This window comes from Kiloniella sp. (assembly GCF_965205715.1).
In the GTDB taxonomy this organism is placed as follows: domain Bacteria; phylum Pseudomonadota; class Alphaproteobacteria; order Kiloniellales; family Kiloniellaceae; genus Kiloniella.
Genome location: NZ_CBDBHW010000013.1, coordinates 982,490 through 1,006,851, shown reverse-complemented (window position 1 = coordinate 1,006,851; position 24,362 = coordinate 982,490). Strand labels below are relative to the sequence as shown.

General features: G+C 46.8%; 22 protein-coding genes and 1 pseudogene. 9 read left to right on the top strand and 14 right to left on the bottom strand.

Translation table 11 applies throughout. The features are described from left to right. Positions 1 to 52: 52 nt before the first annotated feature. Positions 53 to 1,561, top strand: coding sequence for an IS21 family transposase (gene istA, locus ACOGW3_RS16155; RefSeq protein ID WP_419901087.1), 1,509 nt, complete (start codon positions 53 to 55; stop codon positions 1,559 to 1,561). Further along, positions 1,558 to 2,370: an IS21-like element helper ATPase IstB gene (gene istB, locus ACOGW3_RS16150; RefSeq protein ID WP_419901088.1), complete on the top strand. Its 813-nt coding sequence runs from the start codon at positions 1,558 to 1,560 to the stop codon at positions 2,368 to 2,370. The genes istA and istB overlap by 4 nt, the downstream gene beginning before the upstream one ends. Before the next feature lie 203 nt (positions 2,371 to 2,573). Here istB and ACOGW3_RS16145 read toward each other — a convergent pair whose 3' ends face one another. Next, complete coding sequence (locus tag ACOGW3_RS16145) at positions 2,574 to 3,806, bottom strand: ISL3 family transposase (protein WP_419901077.1); 1,233 nt, start codon at positions 3,804 to 3,806, stop codon at positions 2,574 to 2,576. On the opposite strand from ACOGW3_RS16145, the gene ACOGW3_RS16140 reads away from it, so the two are divergent. Further along, the gene (locus tag ACOGW3_RS16140) at positions 3,793 to 3,921 is read left to right on the top strand and encodes a hypothetical protein (protein ID WP_419903922.1); all 129 of its coding nucleotides are present in this window, start codon (positions 3,793 to 3,795) and stop codon (positions 3,919 to 3,921) included. The two genes, ACOGW3_RS16145 and ACOGW3_RS16140, sit on opposite strands and share 14 nt — an antisense overlap. A 279-nt stretch (positions 3,922 to 4,200) precedes the next feature. Here the strand turns inward: ACOGW3_RS16140 and ACOGW3_RS16135 are convergent, their stop codons facing one another. The 3 genes from ACOGW3_RS16135 to betC all read right to left on the bottom strand — a co-directional run bounded on the left by ACOGW3_RS16135 (position 4,201) and on the right by betC (position 6,519). Beyond that, the gene (locus tag ACOGW3_RS16135; protein ID WP_419903921.1) at positions 4,201 to 4,659 is read right to left on the bottom strand and encodes an ATP-binding protein; all 459 of its coding nucleotides are present in this window, start codon (positions 4,657 to 4,659) and stop codon (positions 4,201 to 4,203) included. A 103-nt stretch (positions 4,660 to 4,762) separates the two neighbouring features. Next, the gene (locus ACOGW3_RS16130; protein ID WP_419903920.1) at positions 4,763 to 5,101 is read right to left on the bottom strand and encodes a hypothetical protein; all 339 of its coding nucleotides are present in this window, start codon (positions 5,099 to 5,101) and stop codon (positions 4,763 to 4,765) included. 407 nt (positions 5,102 to 5,508) lie between these two features. Next, on the bottom strand, positions 5,509 to 6,519 hold the full coding sequence (gene betC / locus ACOGW3_RS16125; RefSeq protein ID WP_419904070.1) for a choline-sulfatase: 1,011 nt from the start codon (positions 6,517 to 6,519) through the stop codon (positions 5,509 to 5,511). Positions 6,520 to 6,621: 102 nt separating this feature from the next. Between betC and tnpA the strand changes: the two genes are divergently transcribed. Continuing rightward, complete coding sequence (tnpA, locus tag ACOGW3_RS16120) at positions 6,622 to 7,056, top strand: IS200/IS605 family transposase (protein WP_419901075.1); 435 nt, start codon at positions 6,622 to 6,624, stop codon at positions 7,054 to 7,056. A 5-nt stretch (positions 7,057 to 7,061) separates the two neighbouring features. Here tnpA and ACOGW3_RS16115 read toward each other — a convergent pair whose 3' ends face one another. After that, positions 7,062 to 7,664: a sulfatase-like hydrolase/transferase gene (locus ACOGW3_RS16115; protein WP_419903919.1), complete on the bottom strand. Its 603-nt coding sequence runs from the start codon at positions 7,662 to 7,664 to the stop codon at positions 7,062 to 7,064. A gap of 128 nt (positions 7,665 to 7,792) precedes the next feature. On the opposite strand from ACOGW3_RS16115, the gene ACOGW3_RS16110 reads away from it, so the two are divergent. The 3 genes from ACOGW3_RS16110 to ACOGW3_RS16100 all read left to right on the top strand — a co-directional run bounded on the left by ACOGW3_RS16110 (position 7,793) and on the right by ACOGW3_RS16100 (position 10,927). Beyond that, positions 7,793 to 8,707 carry a LysR substrate-binding domain-containing protein gene (locus ACOGW3_RS16110; RefSeq protein WP_419903918.1) on the top strand — a complete coding sequence of 305 codons (915 nt, stop codon included), beginning with the start codon at positions 7,793 to 7,795 and terminating at the stop codon, positions 8,705 to 8,707. A 106-nt stretch (positions 8,708 to 8,813) separates the two neighbouring features. Beyond that, complete coding sequence (locus tag ACOGW3_RS16105) at positions 8,814 to 10,058, top strand: multidrug effflux MFS transporter (RefSeq protein ID WP_419903917.1); 1,245 nt, start codon at positions 8,814 to 8,816, stop codon at positions 10,056 to 10,058. Between the two features lie 173 nt (positions 10,059 to 10,231). Then, positions 10,232 to 10,927 carry a glutathione binding-like protein gene (locus ACOGW3_RS16100; RefSeq protein ID WP_419903916.1) on the top strand — a complete coding sequence of 232 codons (696 nt, stop codon included), beginning with the start codon at positions 10,232 to 10,234 and terminating at the stop codon, positions 10,925 to 10,927. Between the two features lie 87 nt (positions 10,928 to 11,014). Here the strand turns inward: ACOGW3_RS16100 and ACOGW3_RS16095 are convergent, their stop codons facing one another. From ACOGW3_RS16095 to ACOGW3_RS16080, 4 genes and pseudogenes are all read right to left on the bottom strand, one after another. Further along, positions 11,015 to 11,422, bottom strand: coding sequence for a DoxX family protein (locus tag ACOGW3_RS16095; RefSeq protein WP_419903915.1), 408 nt, complete (start codon positions 11,420 to 11,422; stop codon positions 11,015 to 11,017). A 183-nt stretch (positions 11,423 to 11,605) separates the two neighbouring features. Beyond that, positions 11,606 to 12,034, bottom strand: coding sequence for a universal stress protein (locus tag ACOGW3_RS16090; protein WP_419903914.1), 429 nt, complete (start codon positions 12,032 to 12,034; stop codon positions 11,606 to 11,608). A gap of 14 nt (positions 12,035 to 12,048) precedes the next feature. After that, positions 12,049 to 14,871 (bottom strand): TRAP transporter permease, encoded by a 2,823-nt coding sequence (locus tag ACOGW3_RS16085; protein WP_419903913.1) that lies wholly within the window; start codon positions 14,869 to 14,871, stop codon positions 12,049 to 12,051. Positions 14,872 to 15,063: 192 nt separating this feature from the next. Beyond that, a pseudogene (locus ACOGW3_RS16080) lies at positions 15,064 to 15,915 on the bottom strand (TAXI family TRAP transporter solute-binding subunit); the annotation flags it as partial. Positions 15,916 to 16,186: 271 nt separating this feature from the next. On the opposite strand from ACOGW3_RS16080, the gene ACOGW3_RS16075 reads away from it, so the two are divergent. Together ACOGW3_RS16075 and ACOGW3_RS16070 are read left to right on the top strand one after the other, a co-directional pair. Beyond that, positions 16,187 to 17,524 carry an aspartate aminotransferase family protein gene (locus ACOGW3_RS16075; protein WP_419903912.1) on the top strand — a complete coding sequence of 446 codons (1,338 nt, stop codon included), beginning with the start codon at positions 16,187 to 16,189 and terminating at the stop codon, positions 17,522 to 17,524. Between the two features lie 14 nt (positions 17,525 to 17,538). Next, on the top strand, positions 17,539 to 18,366 hold the full coding sequence (locus tag ACOGW3_RS16070; RefSeq protein ID WP_419903911.1) for a 3-keto-5-aminohexanoate cleavage protein: 828 nt from the start codon (positions 17,539 to 17,541) through the stop codon (positions 18,364 to 18,366). A gap of 45 nt (positions 18,367 to 18,411) precedes the next feature. On the opposite strand, the gene ACOGW3_RS16065 is transcribed toward ACOGW3_RS16070, so the two are convergent. The 5 genes from ACOGW3_RS16065 to doeA form a co-directional block, all read right to left on the bottom strand. Next, positions 18,412 to 19,794: an aspartate aminotransferase family protein gene (locus ACOGW3_RS16065; protein WP_419903910.1), complete on the bottom strand. Its 1,383-nt coding sequence runs from the start codon at positions 19,792 to 19,794 to the stop codon at positions 18,412 to 18,414. Between the two features lie 21 nt (positions 19,795 to 19,815). Next, entirely contained in the window at positions 19,816 to 21,306 is a 1,491-nt protein-coding gene (locus tag ACOGW3_RS16060; RefSeq protein ID WP_419903909.1) for an NAD-dependent succinate-semialdehyde dehydrogenase, read from the bottom strand. Between the two features lie 117 nt (positions 21,307 to 21,423). After that, positions 21,424 to 21,930 carry an Lrp/AsnC family transcriptional regulator gene (locus ACOGW3_RS16055; protein ID WP_419903908.1) on the bottom strand — a complete coding sequence of 169 codons (507 nt, stop codon included), beginning with the start codon at positions 21,928 to 21,930 and terminating at the stop codon, positions 21,424 to 21,426. Positions 21,931 to 21,955: 25 nt separating this feature from the next. After that, positions 21,956 to 23,143, bottom strand: a complete 1,188-nt coding sequence (argE, locus tag ACOGW3_RS16050; RefSeq protein ID WP_419903907.1) for an acetylornithine deacetylase — start codon at positions 23,141 to 23,143, stop codon at positions 21,956 to 21,958. Next, complete coding sequence (doeA, locus tag ACOGW3_RS16045; protein WP_419903906.1) at positions 23,140 to 24,333, bottom strand: ectoine hydrolase DoeA; 1,194 nt, start codon at positions 24,331 to 24,333, stop codon at positions 23,140 to 23,142. Before doeA ends, argE begins: the two co-directional genes overlap by 4 nt. Positions 24,334 to 24,362: the final 29 nt, after the last annotated feature.

Below are 24,362 nucleotides of genomic sequence, written 5' to 3'. Positions count from 1 at the left end.
CTGCTGTGAGTTGATAAATTAGGAACCTCTAGATGTAATTGGAGGAACCTGTTTGCCGTATAAATTTATCACAGATGAACAACTGAGACTTTACATGACAGATAGAAAAACTCATGGTCAACGAACCGCCGCTGCCCGCGCAGGGTTTAGCGAACGCACGGCCCGCCGATTTGACGTTGATGCGACTTTACCGTCACAACGCAATATAAAGCGAGGGCGAACAGTTTCTGATCCGCTTGAAGATATCTGGGATAAGGACATCCTTCCCATTTTGGATAAAGACAACTCGGTCAAACCCATTACTTTGTTGCGCCACATACAGAGCCTCTATCCGCTCCGTTTTCCCGATGACCGTGTCAAGCGCACGTTAGAGCGCCGAGTTCGGGGATGGCGGGCTCTGAATGGCCCTGAAAAGGATATCATTTTCAGGCAAACACCTGAGCCGGGTTACATGGGCCAATCAGATTTCACGGATGCAGCCGACTTAAGTATTACCATTGCAGGAGATCCTTTGGTGCATCGGCTCTATCATTTTGTTCTGGTATATAGCCGATGGGAACATGTTGGGGTCGTACTTGGCGGTGAGAGTTTTACAGCCCTTGCGGAGAACTTACAAAATGCGCTTTGGTCCTTGGGGGGCGCTCCTGAAAACCACCGGACCGACAGCCTGTCTGCGGCCTTTCGGAATTTGAGCGTTGAGGAAAAGGAGGACATTACCAAACGTTATTCTGCTTTTGTTGAGCACTACGGTATGGAGGCCAGTCGAAATAACAGAGGGGAATCACACGAGAACGGTGCCATTGAATCTCACCACGGTCACCTTAAGACTGCGATAAAGCAGGCCCTGATTTTGCGTGGCAGTAATGACTTTGACACTTTGGATGAGTATCGGCGATTTTTGGACGAGCTGATTGCTAGACGGAACAAACATCGTGACCAAGATATCCAAACAGAGTTGAAATCTCTCAAGGCGTTACCTCCTCGGCGAACAACAGATTACACTGAAGTCGTGTCGAGAGTTACCAAAACAAGTGGTTTTTTAGTTAAGCAGGTTTTTTATAGCGCCCCTTCTCGCCTAATTGGTCAACGCTTGCGTGTCCATATTTACGATAACCGGATAGAAGCCTATCTAGGCAGCACTCATGTCGTCAGCCATTCTCGTGAGCGGGGGCACGGCAAAGGCCCCCGCATTCATGTTATCAATTATCATCACGTCATTCATGCTCTCAAACGTAAACCTCAGGCACTCGCCAATTCTATTTATCGTGACAGTATTTTTCCAAGAACCGAGTACTCCCTGGCCTGGACATTGTTTCAGAAAAAGTTGTCCCGCAGAGATGCGTGTCGTCAGATGGTTGGGATACTTTTCCTTGCGCACGAAGAGGCTTGTGAGGCCGAAGTCGCGCACCTGATTTCGAGAGAAATCAATGCAGGAAGGCTACCTTGCGCAAAAAAACTTAAGCTGAATATCACAAAAAAGAACACGGATTTACCTCCTGATATTCCCGTGGTTCAACCTTCATTATCAGTCTTTGATACTCTGTTGGAGGATCGGGCATGACAAACATTGAAGTGGATCAGCACAAGCTGCCTCTTATGCTAACTGACTTACGATTACCCAGCTTTCACAAACACTGGCAAGATATCGCAATCCAATCCGACAAGGAGGGCTGGTCAGCAGCCAGGTTCCTTGCCGTTTTGGCCGAATATGAATTGGCCGAAAGGGACACGCGACGCATTCAACGCCATCTCAACGCATCAAACCTGCTGGGCGGAAAAACTCTGGCCACTTTTAACTTCAAGCGGCTGCCTAACGTGAAAAAGGCGCAGGTCGAAGCCTTGTCTGCCGGTGACTGGATTGACGCAAGAGCAAATCTGATTGCCATTGGAAATTCAGGGGGAGGAAAAACTCATCTCCTATGCGCCGTAGGTTATGCTCTTATAGAGGCTGGATACCGTGTGCTCTATACGCAAACCAGTGATCTGGTGCAAAAACTCCAGGCTGCCAGACGTGAACTTATGCTCGAAAACGCCCTCGCAAAACTCGATAAATTTGATCTCATCATTCTCGATGATATTACCTATGCACAAAGGGATATATCTGAAACATCCGTGCTCTTTGAATTGATCGCCAGACGATATGAGTACCGAAGTATTGCAATTGCTGCCAATCAACCTTTTAGCGGATGGGACAATATTTTTCAAGATAAGGCCATGACCGTTGCAGCAATCGATCGTCTTGTTCACCACTCAACCATTCTTGAGATGAATATCGACAGCTACAGACAATGGGAAGCCGCCCAAAATCTCAAAAAAATGTTGCGGAAAACCACAAACAAAAAGGTGAAAAATATGCCTGAAGCATCGTAAATAAACGTCAGATCACAGCCGCATCAAAAGCGGCCAAGGTGGTTGACGCAACCGGACAAAGTGGTTGACGCTCTACATGAATTTCAATATCTCGACACGACGGGAGTCCCCTTGGGGATCAGTAAATCTGCAAATTACGACTTAAAAATCATCCCGTTTACATCCGAGAATTTTTTGGCTCTTCTCCGCTTTGTTGAGTAGATTTAGGATTTCAAATAGAGCATAGATTGATTATCTGGAATGGATGATTGTCTAATTTTGAGTTTGAAGTATTCGGTATCCTTGATGCCTCTGGCTCGCTTACGGATCATTCCTATACTGACATTACCAGCCTCTATCCTGGCGCTTGTGAGCTTGTGTTTGGCGTAGTTGCAGATGCCCACACAATGTTTCCGTAGGGATTTCGCGAACTTTTTTAGATAGAGCATCTGTGACTGATCTGCTATCAGGCACCAACGTTCCAGTTGCTCCGCCATCGCCTCAAATGAAGCGGCACTCCACAGCAGCTGAAGCTGTTCTTTCAAGACGTAAAGTGCATTCAGGTTGCTATTGCTCTCCAGCAACCTTTGCAGCTTGTCACTTTGTTTTTCACTCAACTTATCCGCATTTTTGAGCAACAGATAATGCGTCCCTTTCATCAACTCTTTACCACTTGGATCGGCCTTTCTGAACTCAAGTCGACGCTGATTATGGATAGCTTTGCTGTAGTTTTTCATGACGTGGAAACGGTCAAATACTATGTCGGCCAACGGCAAGGACTCTCTGACAGCCTTTTGGTAGGCAGGCCCCATATCCATCGCTACGGCCTTTATTTTGCAGGCTGTATCTGGTTGCAGTTGTTTCAAAAACCTTGAAAAAACCTCGGCAGTTCGGCCTGCTTCAACCCAGATCAGATGACCGCCAACCATATCGTAGACCACCGTCATGTAGTCATGACCTTTCGCCCGGGCAACTTCATCTACACCAATATATTCCAAGCCAGTTAGCTCTGCAGGATCAAGCGTAGGGAGAGTTTCAATAAGGTATGCCCTGTCGATATTCTTGACCGTTTCCCATCGTATATCCAAATGTCTGGAAACCGCTTGAATAGACATATGCCGACATAATCCACTGATCAGTCGGCAAAATCGGTGAGTGAAACGGCACCCTTTATCAACAAAATCACACCCCTCAATGCGGCGTTCGCCCTTGTTAATATAAACCTGCGCCAGCTCAATCTCGACCACACAAGGATACCCAAAAAGGGGGATGTCGTTTACTTGTCGGCGGACATGCTGGTTGATGCTTCCCTTCTGGCCTGTAGCAGGGTCTATAGCCCTCCTACGCGCGTCTCGGCTGCAGTGAATGACAATCTTAACACCGCCGTCATCCAGTTTAATTTCATTTACACGTTGCCCTTTGAGGCCTAAAATATGCTGCGAGATGTTGATTGTCATATACCTGCTCTATGTAAAGTTATCAGAAACCATACATATCAACAGGTTACTTGGCGGTCGGCATCTTTTTCTACTCAACAAAGCGGAGAAGAGCCAATTTTTTATTCTCCTTTAGTGACGCCCTGATCGAAACGAAATTAAAGGGTGATATATATTTAGAAGGCGATGAATTAGTAAACTTGGTCAAAGACCTGACCAGAGGGCAGGAGAATATACAACTCCTGGATCAGCTGATTTCAACTTTTTATGAAAGTGGTGGAGATGAACTCAGAGACGATCTAACGGCCATCTGTTTTGATTATTTAAAATAAACGAAACCTACGTTTTTCAAAATAACGCAACACATCTAAAATCAATTCCAAGATAGCAAGCTTAGCCATAGATTTCGGGCTGGTTAGAGCATGATCCTCGCAGTCACCCTATTCCCGGAACCATTATAATTCAGTTCGGTAAAGGCCATCATCTTAGCCAATGCAATTCCTCTACCGTGGCTGGAAGTAATTCGCTCATCATCTATGGTTAAATACTTCCGCCAATTAAAACCTTTTCCCTGATCCTGAATGACAAAGACTATTTCCTTATTATTACGCGAATAATTCACAGTCACCACCCTTTCGTTAAAAGGTGACATCTGTAACCGGTTATGGATTTCTTCGTATAAACGACCAGTCTCTAGCAATTCCGTTTTCAAATTATAGCCAATTTCCAAATTACCGTGCTCAACAGCATTTTGTAGCAACTCGTTCAAACCAATGACAATTCCATCAGCACCAGGACAGGCCAAACTAAGCATCGTCGTAAGGTTACGGGCTTCATCGACCGTTCTAAACTCAAAGCTACCCGAGGTAATCAAACCGATCGCAGAGGTTCTGGTTTCAATTTCGGCTAATAAATCCCGTACATGATTGAACTGATTTATCGCCGCACATACAACGGAATAAAGAATTTCAGAAAATTCAGGGCTTTTTAAGAGTATGGAACCAATTATTAATGACCAACTCGAGAGGAGATTTCCGGGTGTCTATTTCCGTCATCACGACAACAGGTATTTGCTGTGGAAGCTTTCGAGCTGAACCAAGAACCAGAGAAGACTCAGACAGTAAGCTTCGGTCAAAATCATCGGAGATCAAAATTAATCCGATCGGAGCTTCAACATCCTCATCAGAAAAGAGAACGTCGTCTGGTCTTAGCGAACAGATTACACCAAAATTTTTCTCTGACAGAACCTTTAGAATATCATTTCTGATAACTTCATTCGGCTCCACTAATAATATTCTCGGTTCTTTCGAACTCATCAACTCCTCCTGATCCCTGTGTGATCGTTTGCAGCGCGGAATTATATAGTTCGATATTTTAACCTCGATTGTATAAACAAACGATAAAGATTTTCACTACTTATCAGTGTTATTATCTCAGTGCTCCAATTCACCAAAACCAAGATAATTGTTTAAAAATACACTCAAATACTAGATATTTATCCGAACACAGCCTCAACACCTCAACTATGTAATTAGAGTCAAAATAACTAGTAAATTTTTTTATCCCGCGATAGGTGCATCATACCATACAAAAGCATATATTCAGTGTATTACGGGAAGGATATAGATTATGAGCAACCCTGCTCAGACCTACCGCCCCTCGCCCAACATGCCGGGAGGAGGAGCAAAACATCAGATAAGCCCTTCCCCGCATGCAGAAGCGGTTATTCACCTCGTGGAAAACGCGCCTTATCTTCGAGAACATTGAGATCCATATGATTACGCATATACCGCTCTGAAGCTTTTTGAAGTGGCTGAAAATCCCAGGGGAAGTAACCTCCATTGCGTAAGGCCTCGTATACAACCCAGCGCCGCGCCTGGCTTTCCCGAACCTGGGAATCAAACAGCTCCATATCCCAACGCGCCCTGACCTTTGCCATGAAGGCTTCAACAAGCTCTTTATTTTCGGGGCTACCAGCTAAATTCATAAGCTCGTTTGGGTCGGCTTCCAGATCAAACAGCTGTGGGGGGTCCAATTCACAGTGATTGAATTTGTACCGCCCTTCACGAATTGAAACCAGCGGCGCATAAGACCCCTCTGCTGCATACTCCATATAAACGGGGCTCGTTCTTTTTCCACCATGGGCGAGCGGCATGAGGCTTTCGCCATCAGTCCAGGGAAGAACCTCGCTTAAATCCACACCAGCAAGATCAGCGATTGTCGGCACAATGTCTAAATTGGAAACGGGAGCCTCTACAAGACCTGTCATCCCATCTGGTATGGAGATCATCAAAGGAACCCGTGCAGATCCTTCAAAGAAATTCATCTTGAACCAGAGGCCACGCTCACCCAACATATCTCCGTGATCTGAACAGAATACAACGATGGTATCATCGCGCATCCGACAGCGATCAAGAACATCCATAAGTTCTCCTACTTTTTCATCCAGGTAAGAGATGTTGGCAAAGTAAGCTCGGCGTGATCGCCTTACATCTTCAGGAGAAATATCAAAAGCTTCGTAATCATTGGCTTTATAAATTCGCTGCGAATGAGGATCCTGTTCATCGTAAGAAATACCGCCAACAGTGGGCTCAAGATGTTCGCAGTCTTCATAGAGGTCCCAGAATTTCCGCCGGGTCACATAAGGATCGTGTGGGTGAGTAAAACTGACGGTTACGCACCACGGACGTTTTTCTTCACCATTCTCAGAATCAGTTTCTCTGGCTAATTTAATCCGGTAAACCCCCGGCTATGCCGGGGGACTCTCAATGGTTTGACCGTTCCCACGGTCTTACATTTCTTTGTTTATTGACCAAAATAACAAAGGAATTAGCCGATGAGAGATTACAAAAGCCTTGCACATACGAGATGGGATTGTAAATACCACGTGGTTTTCATCCCTAAACGCAGGAAAAAAGTTATCTATGGCAACCTACGTCAGTATCTTGGTGAAATTTTCCATGAACTGGCCGGGCATCGCGAAAGTAAGATTGAGGAGGGCCATTTGATGCCGGATCACATTCACATGTGTATCAGCATACCGCCCAAACATGCTGTTTCAAAAGTCGTTGGATACCTAAAAGGAAAAAGCGCGATTGCCATAGCTCGAAAATTCAAAAATAAAGCACGGAATTTCAAGGGTGAAAATTTTTGGGCCCGTGGATATTTCGTCTCAACTGTAGGGCTCGATGAACAGATGGTGAGGGAGTATATCAGAACGCAAGAAGAGCGTGATAAGTACTTTGACCAAATGGATATATTCAATCCATAACCGCTTTAGCGGTTCCCAATTTGCCCCTTTAAGGGGCTCACCCGCTTAAGCCCCCGGCTTTGCCGGGGGTCATTTAACTGATAGAGCTTTTGCTGTGCATTGAAAGCGACTTCGTCATCGTATTCCATCTGGTTGCTAATTTCGGCCACACCCGCTTCGGTCACGGAGCCAAGGTTATGATACCACCAGTCAATCCGCTCGCCGGGTTTACGGTAATCCGGGGTCCAACCAAAATCTGCCGGATAGATATCCGTGGTTAAGCGATCTTCAAAACCGTGCAGTTGGTCTGGTCCAACAAAATGCATCTTTCCGCTCAAACAGGTGTAATAACCTGCCCGACGCAAGTGGTGAGCGTAGGTGGGAATGTCGGAAGCATATTCTGCCGCATTATCATAAACCCGGGTACGAGAAGGTAACTGCCCTGCCATAAAAGAGGCGCGACCAGGAGCACAAAGCGGGCTGGCGGTATAGTTATTCTTGAAGCGAACGGAACGCTCGGAGAGTGCACGCAAATTCGGGGCGTGAAGAAAATCAGCGGGACCATCAGGGAACAACGTACCGTTCAACTGATCCACCATAATGATTAAAATATTTGGTTTCTTACTCATTTTAATACCCTCGAACACGCCATGCTGGATATCTCACCCAAGCAATAACGATTGACCATCAGCCATAATTAAATTTACCTTCGAGACAATACGGCAACTACATAATGGCTTGTAGACTAGGAATTGATATGACTGACATAAATAATCTTTATAGCAGAGTTCACAGCCACATCTCGGAACTTCACGCCTTTGATGCGGCAAGTAAGTTCGGGAATCTAACCAAAGCCGCCCAACAGCTTAGATTAACACAACCTGCGTTAAGTCAGAAAATCAAACGCCTGGAATCTTTTGTTGGCGAGCCACTGTTCCTCCGGCAAAATCGCGGGGTCAGCCTCACCCAGGCTGGAGTGGCCCTCCACGAGGCGATACAAAACAGTCTTGCAAATATTCATGATGTTTTCGAACAAATTGAGGCCCGTAAAGCAATTCGGCGTGTTCGTATCAGTACCGATTTTGCCTTTGCTGGACACTGGCTGATACCGAGACTGGCCAATCTCCGCGACCATTTTCAAGACCTTGATATCCAGGTCGTGACATCCCAAACACCCGGAGATCCGCTAGACATTCAAAGCGACCTTGTGATTTCCCTCCAAGACCCCGATAAAACCACAGACGATGACAAGAAGAGCCACATTCTATTTACCGAAGAAGTCATGGCGATTTGCAGTCCTAAATTTCTGGAAGAAAATGGCCCCATAACCATGCCCCGTGATTTATTCGACCTACCATTGTTAAACTTATCAGCCTCCCCTGAAGCCCCCTGGCACAACTGGGATAGTTGGTTCGCCCAACTGGGCCTAGAGGGGAAAAAGAACAAGGCATCTATATCTCTAAGTAACTATACACTGATATTACAAGCTGCTTTGGGCCATCAGGGTGTTGCTCTGGGTTGGCGCGGTTTAATAGAAGAGTATATCGATCAGGGCTTACTTGTGCCTGCTTGCACAGAAACCATCCATAGCTCACGAGCCTATATCATGCGCTTGCGAAAAGGCTCGGGGCCGCACGTACAAAATACCTTCAGCTGGATTAGCAAACAATAAGGCAAGCTTCATAAAATTACTGCCTCCTATCTTATAGTCACAGCTTGTTACATTAGGCGATAAGACCTATATGACATGTTTGACCTCCGAACTGGCTTTGTGAATTATGGCATCAACACGTCCAAAATCTCCCCCAGAATCTGGCCTGGGATCTCCCCTGGGATCTGGAGAGTTCATCGCACTTATGGCATTTTTGATGTCACTGGTCGCCTTGTCGATCGATGCTGTCATGCCTGCACTACCAGCGATAGGCCAGGACCTTTCCATTGCCAACGCCAACGATACCCAGCTGATTATCGGGATCATATTTTTTGGATTAGCAACAGGTCAAATTTTTCTTGGCCCCTTATCAGACAGTGTCGGGCGCAAACCCGTTATCTATCTTGGTTTGGTGATTTTTATTCTAGGATCGATCATATCGGCGGTCGCAACTGACTTCTCCGTAATGCTTATTGGCCGTTTATTACAGGGAGTGGGCGCTTCGGGACCGCGTACAATATCGATAGCTCTCGTGCGTGATCAGTACGAAGGCCGTGCCATGGCGCGGATTATGTCCTTTATTATGGCCGTATTCATTATCGTGCCCACCATAGCTCCTGCTCTTGGATTATCAATCCTGGTATTTTTTGACTGGCAGGCGATCTTTATTAGCTTCTCGCTGCTGGCATCAATTGTGCTTATCTGGTTTGCCACTCGCCAGCCTGAAACCCTAGCTAAAGAAGACAGCATATCGTTGTCATTTAGTCACTTTTGGACAGGCCTCAAAACCATCCTGACCAATAAACAGGCTCTTTCATATACCCTCGCAGCAGGTATCATTTTTGGTGCTTTCATTGGATATCTAACAAGCGCCCAGCAGATCTTTCAGGACATCTACGGCATTACGGAACTTTTCCCACTATATTTTGCCATATTGGCCTTGTCCATCGGGGCAGCTTCGCTAACAAACGCAAATCTCGTCATGAAATTTGGCATGCGAAAACTGTCAAAAATTGCCCTTATAACCATGACAGCACTCGCTATCGCTTTTGTCGTGCCAGCAACTCTAGCCGCCGGACAGCCCCCCTTGTGGGCTTTCATGGCTTTCATGATGCTCAGCTTTTTCTGCGTCGGCATACTTTTTGGGAACTTCAATACACTCGCGATGGAACCCCTGGGCAAGCTTGCTGGTATGGGATCGGCTGTGGTCGGTTCTCTAACCACTTACATCTGCATGGCCATCGGCATTGCCGTAGGTCAAAGCTATGACACAACCATTTTGCCCCTGGTCTATTCCTTTGCCATTCTCGGCGTGATTTCCCTCGGGATTATGTTGTGGGCTGAAAAACAACCTGAGGCTCAGCTTACTTAAGCGAACAGATATAAATTTAGTACCAATTGGTATATTATTTTATATTCCCCCTTGAAACGACATATCCATCCCTCCATCTCTACCTAGACAAACGACAAAAACAAATCGTTAAGATGGATCAAAACGAGGATAAAAGCGTCCTCGTTTAATTTTTAGGGAAACTGGAACTCAACATGCTGGACCTTTTTTACGCTCCGACCCCAAACGGCCACAAGATCACTCTCCTTCTGGAAGAGATCGGTGTTCCCTACCGGATCACCCCGATCAACATTATGAAAGACGACCAGTTCAACCCTGATTTCCTGTCCATAGCCCCGAATAACCGGATACCAGCTTTGGTAGATCACGAACCTTCAACGGGGGAAAAAGCGCTTTCCCTGTTTGAATCAGGGGCGATGCTTGAGTACCTGGCAGACAAATACGGTCAGTTCCTGCCCAAAGAGGGTGCTGAGCGTTACGAAACATTGCAGTGGTTACACTGGCAAATGGGTGGCCTTGGTCCAATGGCAGGTCAAAACCATCACTTTGGGCGCTTTGCCCCAGAACAGATCCCCTATGCCATTAACCGCTATGTTAAAGAAACCGCACGCCTTTATGGTGTCTTAGACAAACAACTCGAAGGTCGCGACTATATCACAGGTGCTTATTCGATCGCGGATATGGCGGCGTATCCTTGGGTTGCTTATTATGAGTGGCAACAACAGGACATCGATGATTTCCCAAACCTGAAAAAATGGGTTGAACGGATTGCGGCTCGCGAAGCAACCGTACGCGCCTATGCCAGAGCAGAAGAAGCCTTTGATTGGGATAAAGGCTTGGAAGAGCCTCATTTAACGACACTTAAAATTGCCGCTGAAGCAGCTCGGTAAAACTGTCGCTTCTTTGAACATTCACAAAAAATAAAGCCCTGTCAAATCGACAGGGCTTTATTTTTGAATATAGAATTTTGACGAGACCTAGTCAGGTTTTACCGCAAAACGACCGGATCCCGTAAAGAGAAGGACAACGGCTGTCAAAAGGAAGAAGCCTTGTAATTCAAGTTGCCATCCCCCCTGTTTTGTCAAAAGGAAAAGCTGATGCGAATGCACCAATATGATCGCAAACACCATATTGGCCGCAACCAATAACGCCCCGAGGCGAGCATACAAACCAAGAATAATTAATATCGGTGCCACGACTTCTCCAAACAAGACGCCATAAGCAACAAATTCAGGCAACCCCATAGAAACCAGTTTACTACCGATAAACTGTATCGATCCATCAAGGTTCGTCAATTTGTTGAGGCCATGCAAGAACATCAGCCCACCAAGTGTTAGTCGTAATATTAACAGGCCCAAGGCCGTATTATGAAATATGTTCAACATTGTTTTCCCCAAGCTTGTTCCACTCTGCAGACAGGATGATTACACAAAGAATAAAAAAAATCCAATCTCTCAGTAATATCAGTATGATCTTGATGACAGAGCAAGATCATACTGACATAAAAATGGGCCCAGTCACTTAAGACCAGGCCCATTAAAATACGGTAACCGTAAAGCTATTTCGGGTTAATTACGTACCACTAATACAGAGCATTTAGCATGGCGAACCACACGCGCTGCGTTTGGACCAAGCAAATAATCCTCCATGCGTGGACGATGCGCCCCCATGATAATGACATCAGGTTTGATCTCATCTGAAACACGCAGAATTTCTTCATACGCATTTCCATGACCAATGATGTGCTGAACCTTGATATCATCGGGAATATGCTTATCGACGAAGTCATGTAAGGCTTTAGTAGCACCTTTCATCATTTGCTCTTCATGATCCTGAGGAAAGAAAGAGCTGACGATGCTGCTACCAAAATTTGGCACTACAGTCATGATATGGAGCGTTGATCCAAAAGCTTTGGCGTATTCCACAGATGTTGGAAGTGCCTTACCCCAGCTTTCATCTTGCTCAAGATCAACTGCTAACAGGATATGCTTAAACATTGTTTTTATCTCCTTTAAGCAGTTGCAGGTTGTGCAAGTGGATCACGACGACGGCGACGCTGTAACATCACGATCAGACCCAATAGCATCAAGGCAGGAATAAAGAACAGCTGCTTTGCAGGACGATCAACAGGCGCTCCGACAGAAGCGATTACTTGATCGAAATCAAAGCCAGCTTTTTCGGCAGCGCTGTCAAAAGTTGTACCATCAACAATATAGTTGCCATCTTGCTCGATGACTTCCAGGCCATAACCTTCTAAACGTTCTTGTCCTGTAGCCTCATCACCAACGGTCAAAACCATGGTCAAGGTCACGGGCTCTCCAACATCGTCAACACCATCAACGATGATACGCATCTTATCCCCAACAGCAGCTTCTTCCAGAGCCTGAACCAATCCAGCACCGCCGCGTTCTTCATAAGGCGGGATAACATAATCCATCCAGAAACCTGGGCGGAAAAGTGTGAAGGCAATCAATAGAAGTGCAGCTGATTCCCACAACTTGGACTTAGCAAGGAAGAACCCTTGTGAACCAGCTGTGAAGATCAACATCGCCGCGGTAGCAATGATAAAGATAAATACCCCCTCCAAAGGCGATACATCGATCAGAAGCAGATCGGTATTGAAAATGAAGAGGAATGGCAACAGTGCCGTACGCAGGGAATAGAAGAAAGCGACAAACCCAGTACGTATTGGGTCACCACCGGATATCGCCGCCGCCGCAAAGGAGGCAAGCCCCACCGGAGGCGTCACATCTGCCATAATCCCGAAGTAAAACACAAACATATGAACCGCGATGAGGGGAACAATCAATCCGTTTTGTTGACCCAAGGCAACAATGACCGGGGCGAGGAGAGAAGACACCACAATGTAGTTTGCTGTTGTCGGCAAGCCCATGCCAAGAATCAAGCTAAGAATAGCCGTCCAAAACAGGATAAGCATGATATGGCCAAGGGATAAGAACTCAACCAGTGCAGCGAGCTTACCACCAACACCTGTCTGATCGACAGCACCAACGATGATACCAGCTGCCGCAGCCGCGATACCAATACCGATCATGTTTCGGCCGCCTGCGATCATTCCTTCGACCAACTCATTCAAGCCACGCTTAATGGTCCCTGTTTTCGCTTCCTTACGGAAGAACGCGAACAGATAGCGTTGTGTAAATAGAATGAGAAGCATAAGGCTTGTCGCATAATAGGCTGACAATGAAGGCGAAGCACGCTCCACCATCAAGAACCAGATCAGAACAACAACAGGTAAGAGAAAGTGCAAACCTGATTTAACTGTTGGACCAACTTCAGGCAATTTTGAAACAGGCTGATTAGGATCATCAACTTCAAGGTCGGGATAAGATGAACTATAGCGAGCAAGGAAGATATATGCGACGAGAATACCGCCCCCGATTATCCACCAGGAAAGCTCTTTACCAGCAACATCCTGAACAAAATTAATCAGGAAGAATAACCCAAAGGATCCAATAACCATATTACCAAGGACCATTGCCCCAGTTGAAATAGTTTTGGCATAAACAGCATCACTTGAACTGCCCTTCAGAAATCTAACGATCACAAACTGAGCGATCAAAATTGCCAGCACAGCCCCAAGACGCGCAGCCGTAGTTTCCAGCACCTGATAGGCGTCCGAAACATAAGCCAGCCCTCCGGCCAATGCTACAATAGCTGAAAGGGTAATTGCCCATGAAAGCAAAACATCCTTGGTGGACTTTTGATCCCCTGACCGTGTCAGTCCTCGCATGTTCAATTTTTGAGCTTCAAGATGAACGATATAAACCAGGGCGATATAAGAAATAATCGCTGGTAAGAAGGCGTGTTTAACCACGTCAAAGTATGGAATGTTTACATATTCCACCATCAGAAATGCAGCTGCCCCCATAACAGGTGGCATGATCTGTCCGTTCACTGAGGATGCAACTTCGACGGCGCCAGATTTTTCAGCATTAAAACCAACGCGCTTCATCATGGGAATAGTAAAAGTACCTGTGGTGACAACGTTGGCAATGGAAGAGCCAGAAATCAGTCCGGTCATACCAGAGGCAACAACAGCAGCTTTTGCAGGACCACCACTAAAGTGTCCCATCAATGAGAAAGCGACTTTAATGAAATAATTACCGGCACCAGCACGATCGAGTAGTGCGCCGAATAACACAAATAGAAAGACCAAATCCGTCGACACGCCCAAGGCAATACCGAAGACACCGTCAGTAGAAGTCCACTGTTTATCAACGGTACCACCGAAAGAGGAGCCCTTCCAGGCAATCAAATCAGGCGCATATGGCCCCAAGAATGTATAGCCAAGGAAGACCATCGCCACCACCATGAGGGGTGGGCCCAACGCCCGTCGCGTTGCTTCCAATAAAAGAACCATCCCGATTACTGATACAACAATATCTATCTGATTAGGGTTACCGGCACGATTGGATAACTGGTTTCCAAATAAAATATCGCCCAATGCGCTATCTGCGATATAGGGATAGAGCGCACAAATGGCCCCTACGATTGCAAGCGCCCAGTCGAAAATTGGAATGGTACGGCGTGGAGATTTTGAGAAAGCTGGATAGGCTAGAAATGCCAGAAAAACAGCGAACCCTAGGTGAATAGTACGCGCTTCCTTACTCGGAAAAACACCCCAGCCAATGTTATATGAAAGAGGAGAGGCGATCCAAACTTGGAAAACTGACCAAACCAATGCCGTAACGGCCATTAACACAACGATGTTACGACTTGACGGTACTCGCCCGCCTGTATCCGTAGAAGCAACGAGATCTTGTAGTTCCTCGTCACTCATTTGTACATTTTCAGTATTCTCTGATGCCATTCCCCGTATCCCTGTTTTCTGCGCCGGAGGGCGGAACACACAGTGCCTAAGAATAATTTTTCTGATTATTATTTGCCCGATGAAGGTATTGAACCCAATTCAGCGAGTTTGATTTTCTTGAGACATCTGCTTTAGAATTAGAAAAAGGGCAGGAAAGCCGAAGCATTCCTGCCCTAAATTTCCGACAGCTGATTACATCCAGCCGCGTTCTTTATAATAGCGAACTGCGCCATCATGTAGAGGAGCAGACAGATTGTTGATAATCATGTCTTTTTCCTGAAGGTTTGCAAATGCTGGGTGCATTTTCTTAAAGCGTTTGAAGTTATCAAATACAGCTTTAACCATCTGGTAAATAGTTTCTTCGTCAGCAGCAGTAGAGCTGATGAATGTCGCGCCAACACCAAATGTTGTTACATCACGATCAGTACCGTTGTATGTGCCACCTTTGATAGATGCCATTGCATAATAATCGTTATCAGAAGCAAGTTTTTTCGCTTCTGCATTATCAACGTCGATCAAAACTGAATCACAAGAAGTCGTTGCTTCTTTGATTGTTCCGCTTGGGTGTCCAACAGTGAAAACAATCGCGTCAACTTTGCCATCGCAAAGAGCCGCAGCTTGCTCAGAAGACTTCAGTTCTGAAGCGAGTGCAAAATCACTCATTTCCCAACCCATCTTCGCCATGAGAACTTCCATGGTGCCACGAGCGCCTGACCCTGGATCACCAACGTTTACTTTTTTACCCTTTAGATCATCAAAGGTTTTGATACCTGAATCTGAACGAGCAACAACTGTGAATGGCTCTGGGTGTACAGAGAAAACAGCACGCATTTCTGGATAAGCCCCATCAGGGAACTTTTGAGGAGCCGTACCGTTATAACCGTGGTACTGCCAATCAGATTGAGCAACCCCCATATCGATATCGCCAGCACGCAAGCTGTTAATGTTAGTAACAGAACCGCCAGTTTTATGAGTGCAGTTAATGTCGTGATCTTTAGTGCCTTTGTTAACCAAACGGCAGATAGCACCACCTACTTGATAATAAACATCGCTATTCTTCGTAAGCTCTTCGGGTAGGAATTTAACTCACGGGTAAGCTGTTCCACGATCCGTGTCTTATCAACAATACCCATCAATTACGCCCTAAAATTTCATGTCAAAAACAAAACAAATGTTATTATATTTCTATTATTGACACAAATGATATTTTATCGAACTCTATTTCAAACAACGACGCCGTACAGAGCGCAACCACGGTCAAGCTGGTTTTAGGGGACTGGCTGACATTTGGGCACAAGTCTTCCCGGAGAGAAAAATGGGACACGTATTTCCGCGCCACACCAAATCTCAGCTTCCTACAGCTGTTGCGGGTGATGGCTGTTACATTGTTGACCAAAATGGCAAACGCTATCTGGATGGTTGCTGCGGCGCTGCAGTTTCCTGCCTTGGGCACTCTGATACTGCGGTCCAAGAAGCAATCAAAATACAAACTGATAAGTTATCTTTTGCGCATTCCGGTTTTTTCACCAGTGAACCAGCCGAAGATCTCGCAGACCTTCTGATCGCGAACGCGCCCGAAGGTATCGACCGGGTCTATTTTGTCTCTGGTGGATCAGAAGCCGTTGAAGCCGCCTTAAAGCTCGCCCGGCAATACCACCTAGAACGTGGTGATGACCAACGCTCCCATGTTATCGCCCGTTGGCAGAGCTACCATGGGAATACTATTGGTGCCTTATCCGCCGGTGGCAACAAATGGCGCCGCGAACCCTTTATGCCGATGCTGGTTCCGATGTCGCACATTGATCCCTGTTACCCTTACAGAGATCAGAATGAAGGCGAAAGCGATGAAGCCTACGGCCTTAGAGCCGCGAACCGTCTTGAAGAAGAAATCCTCAAGGTCGGAGCTGAAAAAGTATCCGCATTCATTTGCGAACCCGTTGTCGGCGCCACTATGGGAGCCGTTGCCGCAGCACCTGGATACCTTAAACGTATCCGGGAGATCTGCGATCAATATGGTGTTTTACTCATCCTGGATGAAGTCATGTGCGGCATGGGCCGAACGGGGACACTCTTTGCCTGTGAACACGATGATATAACCCCTGACATCCTCTGTATCGCCAAAGGTCTAGGGGCGGGCTACCAGCCGATTGGCGCAATGCTCTGTACCAAAGGTGTCTATAGTGCGATTGAAAATGGTTCCGGATTTTTCCAACACGGCCATACTTATCAAGCGCACCCTACAGCCTGTGCTGCAGGCCTCGCCGTCCTTACCACAATGTTAGAACGCGACCTACTTACCAACGTCAGGCATCGTTCCGAGCAACTCACGAAAGCCCTCACTGATGCTTTTGGCCAACATCCCCATGTAGGTGATATCCGTGGACGCGGCCTGTTCATAGCGCTTGAGCTTGTCAAAGACCGGGATACAAAAGAACCCTTTGATCCCGCCTTATCTGTTCACGCCCGAATCAAGAAAGCTGCCTTTGAATTAGGCCTGATGTGCTATCCCATGCCTGGAACCATCGATGGGAAAAACGGCGACCACATCCTTCTGGCACCACCTTTCATTATCGAAGACCAGCATATAGATGAAATTGTTGAAAAACTCTCACAGTCCTTCACGATGTTAGAAGAGCTTTCTGCTACGGAATAACTGAGACCAAAGTAATGACACCATCAATCATCATGGCCGCACCAAACGGCGCACGAAAAACCAGGGAAGATCACCCCAATTTACCAGTTACGGTGTCGCAAATCGTCGAAGAAGCCGTTGCCTGTCAGCGTGCGGGGGCCGCGATGGCTCACCTTCACGTTCGGGACCGAGATCAAGTGCACGTTCTTGACACAGGCCTCTACAGAGAAGTCCTTGCCGGAATAAATGACACCATTGGTCAAGATTTACTGGTCCAGATAACGACCGAGGCTGTTGGACGCTATACCCCACAACAACAAGTAGCTTGTGTTAAAGGGGTTATGCCTGAAGCCGTCAGTGTGGCCTTGAAAGAAATGATGCCAGCAGGCGAAGAAACACATGGGGCGAATTTTTATCACTGGGCAAATGAAGCTGGCATCCACGTCCAGCATATTCTTTACGACCAAAATGATCTGGCCCGTTTTTTAAGCTTTGTTGAAAGCAAAACAATACCTGTTAGCAACCCTTCCCTTCTTTTTGTCCTGGGGCGTTACGCAACAGATAGCCTAGGTAAGGTCGATGAATTATCGCCCTTTATCCAGTTAAAGGATGAACAAGACATAACAACACTTGGACCTTGGTTTGTTTGTGCCTTCGGTCAAAGCGAAGCCGATTGCATTGCTGAAGCGATCAAACAAGGCGGTCACGCCCGGGTGGGGTTTGAAAACAATTCTTACCTGAGATCCGGTGTTGAGGCGAAATCAACAGCTCAGATTGTGGCTCAAACCAGTGATGAGATTATCGCCATGGGTAAAGAAGTTGCTACAGCACAGGATACCCGAAAGCTACTTGGCATAAAATAAGAGGCTTCCAACTCCATTGAATAAAATTGGAAGCCTCAAATTACTTTACCCTACTTTTGCCGCTACAGCTGAAATGCCATCTCGGGCTGCTTCTATGATGGTATCGGCTTCTTCACGGGTCATGCAAAGTGGCGGTGCAAAGCCCAGGATATCCCCCTGTGGCATTGCACGGGCGATTACCTGACTGCGCTCAAGAAGCGCAGCTGAAATCTGCGGCCCAACTTTGTCAGCCGAATCAAAGAAAGTACGACTATCCCGGTCTTTCACGAATTCGACAGCAGAAAGTATCCCTTCACCCCTGATATCCCCTACAATGGAAATATCAGACAGCGCATCTTTAAGGCCTTGATTGAAGTAAGCACCGATATCTTTAGCGTTTGATACCAAGTTCATCTCATCAATAAGCTTTAGGTTGGCTACCCCTGCTGCAGCCCCGATTGGATGCGCAGAATAAGTCCAGCCATGACCGATTGGGCCCAACTTATCAGTACCTTCTTCCAGAACTTTCCACACCTTGTCCGATACGATAGATCCTGAAAGCGGAGCGTAAGCAGAGGTCAACCCTTTGGCGATCGTGATGATATCTGGTTCAATATCATAATGATCAGAGCCAAACATGGATCCGAGACGACCAAAGCCGGTTACGACTTCGTCCGCAACCAACAAGATATCGTGCTTTTTGAGAACAGCCTGGATCGCTTTCCAATAACCTTCAGGCGGCGGCACAATCCCACCAGTGCCAAGAACAGGTTCGCCAATGAATGCCGCAATAGTATCTGCGCCTTCTCTAGCGATAAGCTCTTCGAGGCTATCGACGCATTGTTGAACAAATTGCGCTTCAGACTGGTCTAAGTTTTCGCGGCGAAAATAATACGGCGCATCTGTGTGCACGACTTGTGAAAGCGGCAGGTCGAACTTGTTATGAAACAGCTCTAGCCCTGTGAGAGAACCGGTCATCAAGCCTGAACCGTGATATCCCCGCCAGCGGGAAATAATCTTCTTTTTCTTTGGGCGATCGAGCACGTTGTTGTAATACCAAACCAATTTGATATTGGTCTCGTTTGCATCTGAACCTGAGAGCCCGAAATAAACCTTCGACATATTGGCCGGCGCACGATCAAGAATCATCTTGGCCAGAGTAATTGATGCTTCAGTGCCATGACCGACGTAGGAGTGATAATAAGCGAGCTCTTTTGCCTGAGCGGCAATTGCATCGGCAACTTCATCACGGCCATAACCGATATTTACACAGTAAAGCCCTGCAAAAGCATCCAGTGTTTCCTTACCATTGCTGTCTTTTATATAGAGCCCCTTACCCCGGGTAATCACCCGGTTTTGGAGATCACCGCGAGCGAATTGAGCAAGGTGCGTGGAGGGATGGAAAAAATTATCGCGATCCCACTCGGCCAGTTGGTCATTTCTTAACATTGTATTTTCCTTAAACTTAGATCACGCGTAATCGCGACAGACGTATTTAATTTCAGTAAAAGCTTCCAAGCCCTGCCGCGCACCTTCGCGCCCAAGGCCTGACTGCTTCATCCCACCAAAGGGGATCGGCGCACCTGTTACCTTGGTACGGTTGATGGCCACCATGCCGTATTGCAACGCCCGGCTGGCGGTATAGATCCGCTTGGGATCTTGAGTGTGGACATAGGCCACAAGCCCATATTCAGAATCATTGGCTTTAGCAATGATATCGTCTTCCGACTCAAATGGCGTGAGGCAGGCCGTGGGCCCAAAGGTCTCCTCTTCAAAGATCACCGCATCAGCAGGAACACTTCCCAATACGGTGGGTTTATAAAAAAGCGGTCCAAGAGAATCACGCTCCCCACCGGTCAAAAGTTTGGCACCTTTTTTTAATGCATCTGAAACATGCGCCTCTTGCTTGAGCATGGCATTTTCATTCATCAAAGGACCAATAGCAGGATCATCCAACCCTTTTCCAACGGTCAGCTTATTTGTCTCAGAAACAAACTTTTGGGTGAACTCTTCATAGATAGGTTGTTCGATGTACATTCGATTTGCCGCAAGGCAATCCTGGCCAGATGTCGCGAATTTAGCTGATATTGCACATTTCACAGCATGATCGATATCGGCATCTGCAAAAACAATAAAAGGCGCATGCCCACCGAGTTCCAAAACCAAACGCTTTATGGAAGAAGAGGACTGACTGTAGAGTAAGCGTCCTATCTCTGTCGAACCCGTGAACGAGAGAACCCGTACCCGCTTATCTTTGGTCCAGGACGCCACGACTTCATCAGGCTCCCCCGTTACGACATTGAAGATGCCTGGCGGAAACCCTGCCAGCTCTCCCAGCTCTGCCAAGGCTGTTGCTGAAAAAGGTGTTTCTTTGGAGGGGTGAACGACACAAGTACATCCCGCAGCCAATGCAGCAGCGGCTTTACGTGTGATCATCGCACAAGGGAAATTCCACGGTGTTATCAAAGCAGCGACACCAGAAGGTTCACGCCAGACCTCGACTTCTCCTCCAGGCATATGAGAGGTTACATTCTCAATGTTTGGCCGCTTGGCTTCTTCGGCATAAAACTCAATGAAATCTGCCGCATAATCAATCTCGCCCCGAGCTTCCGATATCGGCTTACCCTGTTCAAGGGTCATAAGTAGCGCAAGATCTTCACGGTGTTCTTTTAAGAGCTCAAACCAACGCCGGAGAATGGCGGATCTTTCCTGGGGTAACAATGCAGCCCAGGAGGGGAGAGCATCCTGAGCTGCATCAACCGCTCTCGTGCTTTCAATTCCCGACATTGCGGGAACACAGCCAAGAGTTAGCTGATCAGATGGATCTGTAACCGTGATTTGTTTGCCCGACATCGCGTCACACCAGTGACCGTTGATGTAGCTAAATTCTTTGAGTAAGCGCGGATCTTTCAAATGCCTGAAAGCATTAGAACGCTTCTTTTCATTGTTCATTTCACACATGGACCAGCCTCAGTTATTACCGGTCCATAATGCGAAATATGTTTGAGAAAGTGCGTCTAAAGAAGATGGGGGTTTTAGAAAAGCCTTCGTTTAAAAGAGCGAAGACAGCAGTTTCATCTATTCCTCGGGCTTTTCACTTTCAAACAACAAATCTATCGGCAAGGCGTTTTCCTGCTTAACCGGCTTTGTCACCACATATGTAAAATAACGCCGAAGTCCGATTTTAGATTCCAGCATCCGATCAACCAGCCTTTGATATCCGTCAATATCTTTGGTAACGATCTTTATAATATAATCGATCCCTCCACCAACGGCCCAGCATTCTAATATCTCTGGAATATTTTGGACCGCAACTTCGAATTTTTCGAAATCTTCCGCGCGATGGCTATCAAGTTCTGCTTCCATCAAAACTGTCGAAAAAGGAGAGAATGCTTTGACAGAAAGACGTGCTTCGTAACTCTCGATTAAGCCTGACTGCTCCAAACGCTGCAAACGAGCCCAGCAAGGAGTAGGTGATAGATTCACCCGCTCGGCCAAAGCAGCTTTTGTGATCCGGCCTTCTGTCTGCAGAATTTTCAAGATCGCGATATCACGATCATCTAAACGAAGCCCAGCTGCACGCATGTAATTACCTAACTAAGATTTTGGCTTATTGCGCCTGATGTTTGGCAAGATCATGCAAGAAAGAAAGACAACGCTCAAGCTCTGAAATTTCAACATACTCATCCGGTTTATGCGCTTGTTCTATCGAGCCCGGACCAAAGACAACAGTCGAAAGCCCTACTTTCTCAAAATATCCCGCATCAGTGCCAAATGAAACCACTTCGCTGACATTACTACCTGTAATCTGCCTGATCAAAGTCACCGCAGGAGAATCATCCGAAGCCAACAAGCCAGGGATATCCGCCAGAACCAAAGTTCGAATATCTGCTTCAGGAAAAACAGCCTGCATTTCCGGCAAAAGAACATCCTCAGCGTAATTTCTAATTTTATCTAAAATCGCGTAGCCATCAACTCCGGGTATTGGACGAATTTCCCAATTGATTGCACAGCTTTTGGCCGTGATATTTGTCGCTATTCCACCTTCGATTTGGCCAACATTACAGGTTGAATAAGGAGGATCAAAAGGCGAGCCATTGACAGGGCTTGCCGCAAGTTCTGCCCCGACCTCAAGGATCTTTGAAATGAAGCGCGCTGCAAACTCTACGGCATTAACGCCCTTCCTCGGATCAGAAGAGTGAACTTCAAGTCCATCGAATTCTGTTCGAAGCTCGAACCCTGCCTTGTGCCCGGTAACCAGACTCATATTGGTCGGTTCCCCCACGATCACAACGGACGGGGTCATCGACTTTGACATGATATCTCCGGCCAATACCGGCGCGCCAAAGCCGCCGATCTCTTCGTCATAACAAAAAGAAAGATGAACAGGACGTTTCAGATCGTAAGATTTGAACTCTGGAACCATTGCAAGAGTACAAGCAAGAAAGCCCTTCATATCCACCGAACCACGACCATAAAGGCGGTTATTACGTTCAATCAGAGTGAAGGGCTTTTCTGTCCATGGCTGACCTTTTACCGGAACGACATCGGTATGACCATTCAGGACAACACCGCCATCGACCTCGGGACCAACCGTGGCATAAAGGTTGGCACGTTCCCCGGTTTCATCATAACTAATGGACGATGAGATGCCGTGCTCTTTTAAATAATCTTCGATATAGGAAACCATATCCAGGTTAGAGAGACCGGACAGGCTTTCAAAAGCAACAAGACGGGTAAGAATTTCTTTGGTCGAAGTCAGGGTCGAGGGCTGGATCAGGGTCTGGGTGTTTGTCATGGAATAATAACCAGTTCGCGAGGTACATTAGAAAGTAATTCAGGTCCACGTTCACCAATAACAATACTTTCCGTAATCTCCAATCCCCAATCGTCCAGCCAGAGCCCCGTCATAAAATGAAATGTCATCCCCGGTTTCATGATCGTTTTATCACCTTTGCGCAGGCTCATGGTGTGTTCGCCCCAGTCGGGAGGATAGGAAAGGCCGATGGAATAGCCCGTGCGACTGTCTTTGATAATACCGTTCTTTTTTAAGACGGCGAAAAAGGCGTTGGCAATGTCTTCACAGTAATTTCCGGCTTTTGCCTGTTCAAGACCAGCTTCCATGCCTTCCAAGACGGCCTTCTCACTATCGAGAAATTTCTGATCCGGCTTGCCCAAGAAGACAGTGCGGGACAACGGACAGTGATAACGTTTATAGACACCCGCGATTTCAAAAAACGTGCCCTCACCAGACACCATGGGCTTGTCGTTCCAGGTCAGATGAGAGGCCGAAGCGTCTGCGCCTGAGGGAAGCAGCGGAACAATGGCAGGATAGTCGCCACCATATTCCGGCACACCGCGAAGACCAGCGTCATAGATTTCAGCGACCAGTTCGTGCTTTCGCAAACCAGGTTTGACCGTTTCCCTGATTCTCTGGTGCATGACCTCCACTATCTTTCCGGCCTTACGCATATAGTCCAACTCGGCTTCGGATTTCACCGAGCGTTGCCAATGCACCAAATTCAAGCAATCTTTGAAGGATGCATTGGGCAGATGTTTTTGCAGTGAGGCATAGGCCGCCGCTGTGAAGTAGTAGTTATCCATCTCCACACCGATAGAAAGATTACCCAGCCCTTTATCTGCGATGATCCCGGAGAGAAAATCCATGGGATGACGCTCATTGGATTGAACATAGTGATCAGGATATTCAATAATATTATCGTGCTTCAAATAGGTCGTACGCTTGGCACCATTGGCGTCAATACCACGCCCAAACCAGATGGGCTCTCCTTCAAGAGTTACGATCACGCACTGATGCACATAAAAAGACCATCCATCATATCCCGTTAGCCAGGCCATATTTGCGGGATCTGTAACAATCAGGACATCCAATCCCTGAGCCTGCATAGCCTTGCGAGTCTTGAACAATCGTTTAGCATACTCAGCAAGAGAAAAATTCAACGCAACTGATTCAGCGACAGAAGTCATTGGGGCACCTATGGAAGTTATATGAAGTC

Bases quoted from the DNA above. Each gene is read 5' to 3' on its own strand.
- istB (WP_419901088.1), top strand. From the start codon at position 1,558: ATGACAAACATTGAAGTGGATCAGCACAAGCTGCCTCTTATGCTAACT.
- ACOGW3_RS16140 (WP_419903922.1), top strand. From the start codon at position 3,793: ATGTTGATTGTCATATACCTGCTCTATGTAAAGTTATCAGAAACCATA.
- ACOGW3_RS16145 (WP_419901077.1), bottom strand. From the start codon at position 3,806: ATGACAATCAACATCTCGCAGCATATTTTAGGCCTCAAAGGGCAACGT.
- ACOGW3_RS16130 (WP_419903920.1), bottom strand. From the start codon at position 5,101: ATGAGTTCGAAAGAACCGAGAATATTATTAGTGGAGCCGAATGAAGTT.
- tnpA (WP_419901075.1), top strand. From the start codon at position 6,622: ATGAGAGATTACAAAAGCCTTGCACATACGAGATGGGATTGTAAATAC.
- ACOGW3_RS16115 (WP_419903919.1), bottom strand. From the start codon at position 7,664: ATGAGTAAGAAACCAAATATTTTAATCATTATGGTGGATCAGTTGAAC.
- ACOGW3_RS16110 (WP_419903918.1), top strand. From the start codon at position 7,793: ATGACTGACATAAATAATCTTTATAGCAGAGTTCACAGCCACATCTCG.
- ACOGW3_RS16105 (WP_419903917.1), top strand. From the start codon at position 8,814: ATGGCATCAACACGTCCAAAATCTCCCCCAGAATCTGGCCTGGGATCT.
- ACOGW3_RS16100 (WP_419903916.1), top strand. From the start codon at position 10,232: ATGCTGGACCTTTTTTACGCTCCGACCCCAAACGGCCACAAGATCACT.
- ACOGW3_RS16095 (WP_419903915.1), bottom strand. From the start codon at position 11,422: ATGTTGAACATATTTCATAATACGGCCTTGGGCCTGTTAATATTACGA.
- ACOGW3_RS16090 (WP_419903914.1), bottom strand. From the start codon at position 12,034: ATGTTTAAGCATATCCTGTTAGCAGTTGATCTTGAGCAAGATGAAAGC.
- ACOGW3_RS16085 (WP_419903913.1), bottom strand. From the start codon at position 14,871: ATGGCATCAGAGAATACTGAAAATGTACAAATGAGTGACGAGGAACTA.
- ACOGW3_RS16075 (WP_419903912.1), top strand. From the start codon at position 16,187: ATGGGACACGTATTTCCGCGCCACACCAAATCTCAGCTTCCTACAGCT.
- ACOGW3_RS16070 (WP_419903911.1), top strand. From the start codon at position 17,539: ATGACACCATCAATCATCATGGCCGCACCAAACGGCGCACGAAAAACC.
- ACOGW3_RS16065 (WP_419903910.1), bottom strand. From the start codon at position 19,794: ATGTTAAGAAATGACCAACTGGCCGAGTGGGATCGCGATAATTTTTTC.
- ACOGW3_RS16060 (WP_419903909.1), bottom strand. From the start codon at position 21,306: ATGTGTGAAATGAACAATGAAAAGAAGCGTTCTAATGCTTTCAGGCAT.
- ACOGW3_RS16055 (WP_419903908.1), bottom strand. From the start codon at position 21,930: ATGCGTGCAGCTGGGCTTCGTTTAGATGATCGTGATATCGCGATCTTG.
- argE (WP_419903907.1), bottom strand. From the start codon at position 23,143: ATGACAAACACCCAGACCCTGATCCAGCCCTCGACCCTGACTTCGACC.
- doeA (WP_419903906.1), bottom strand. From the start codon at position 24,333: ATGACTTCTGTCGCTGAATCAGTTGCGTTGAATTTTTCTCTTGCTGAG.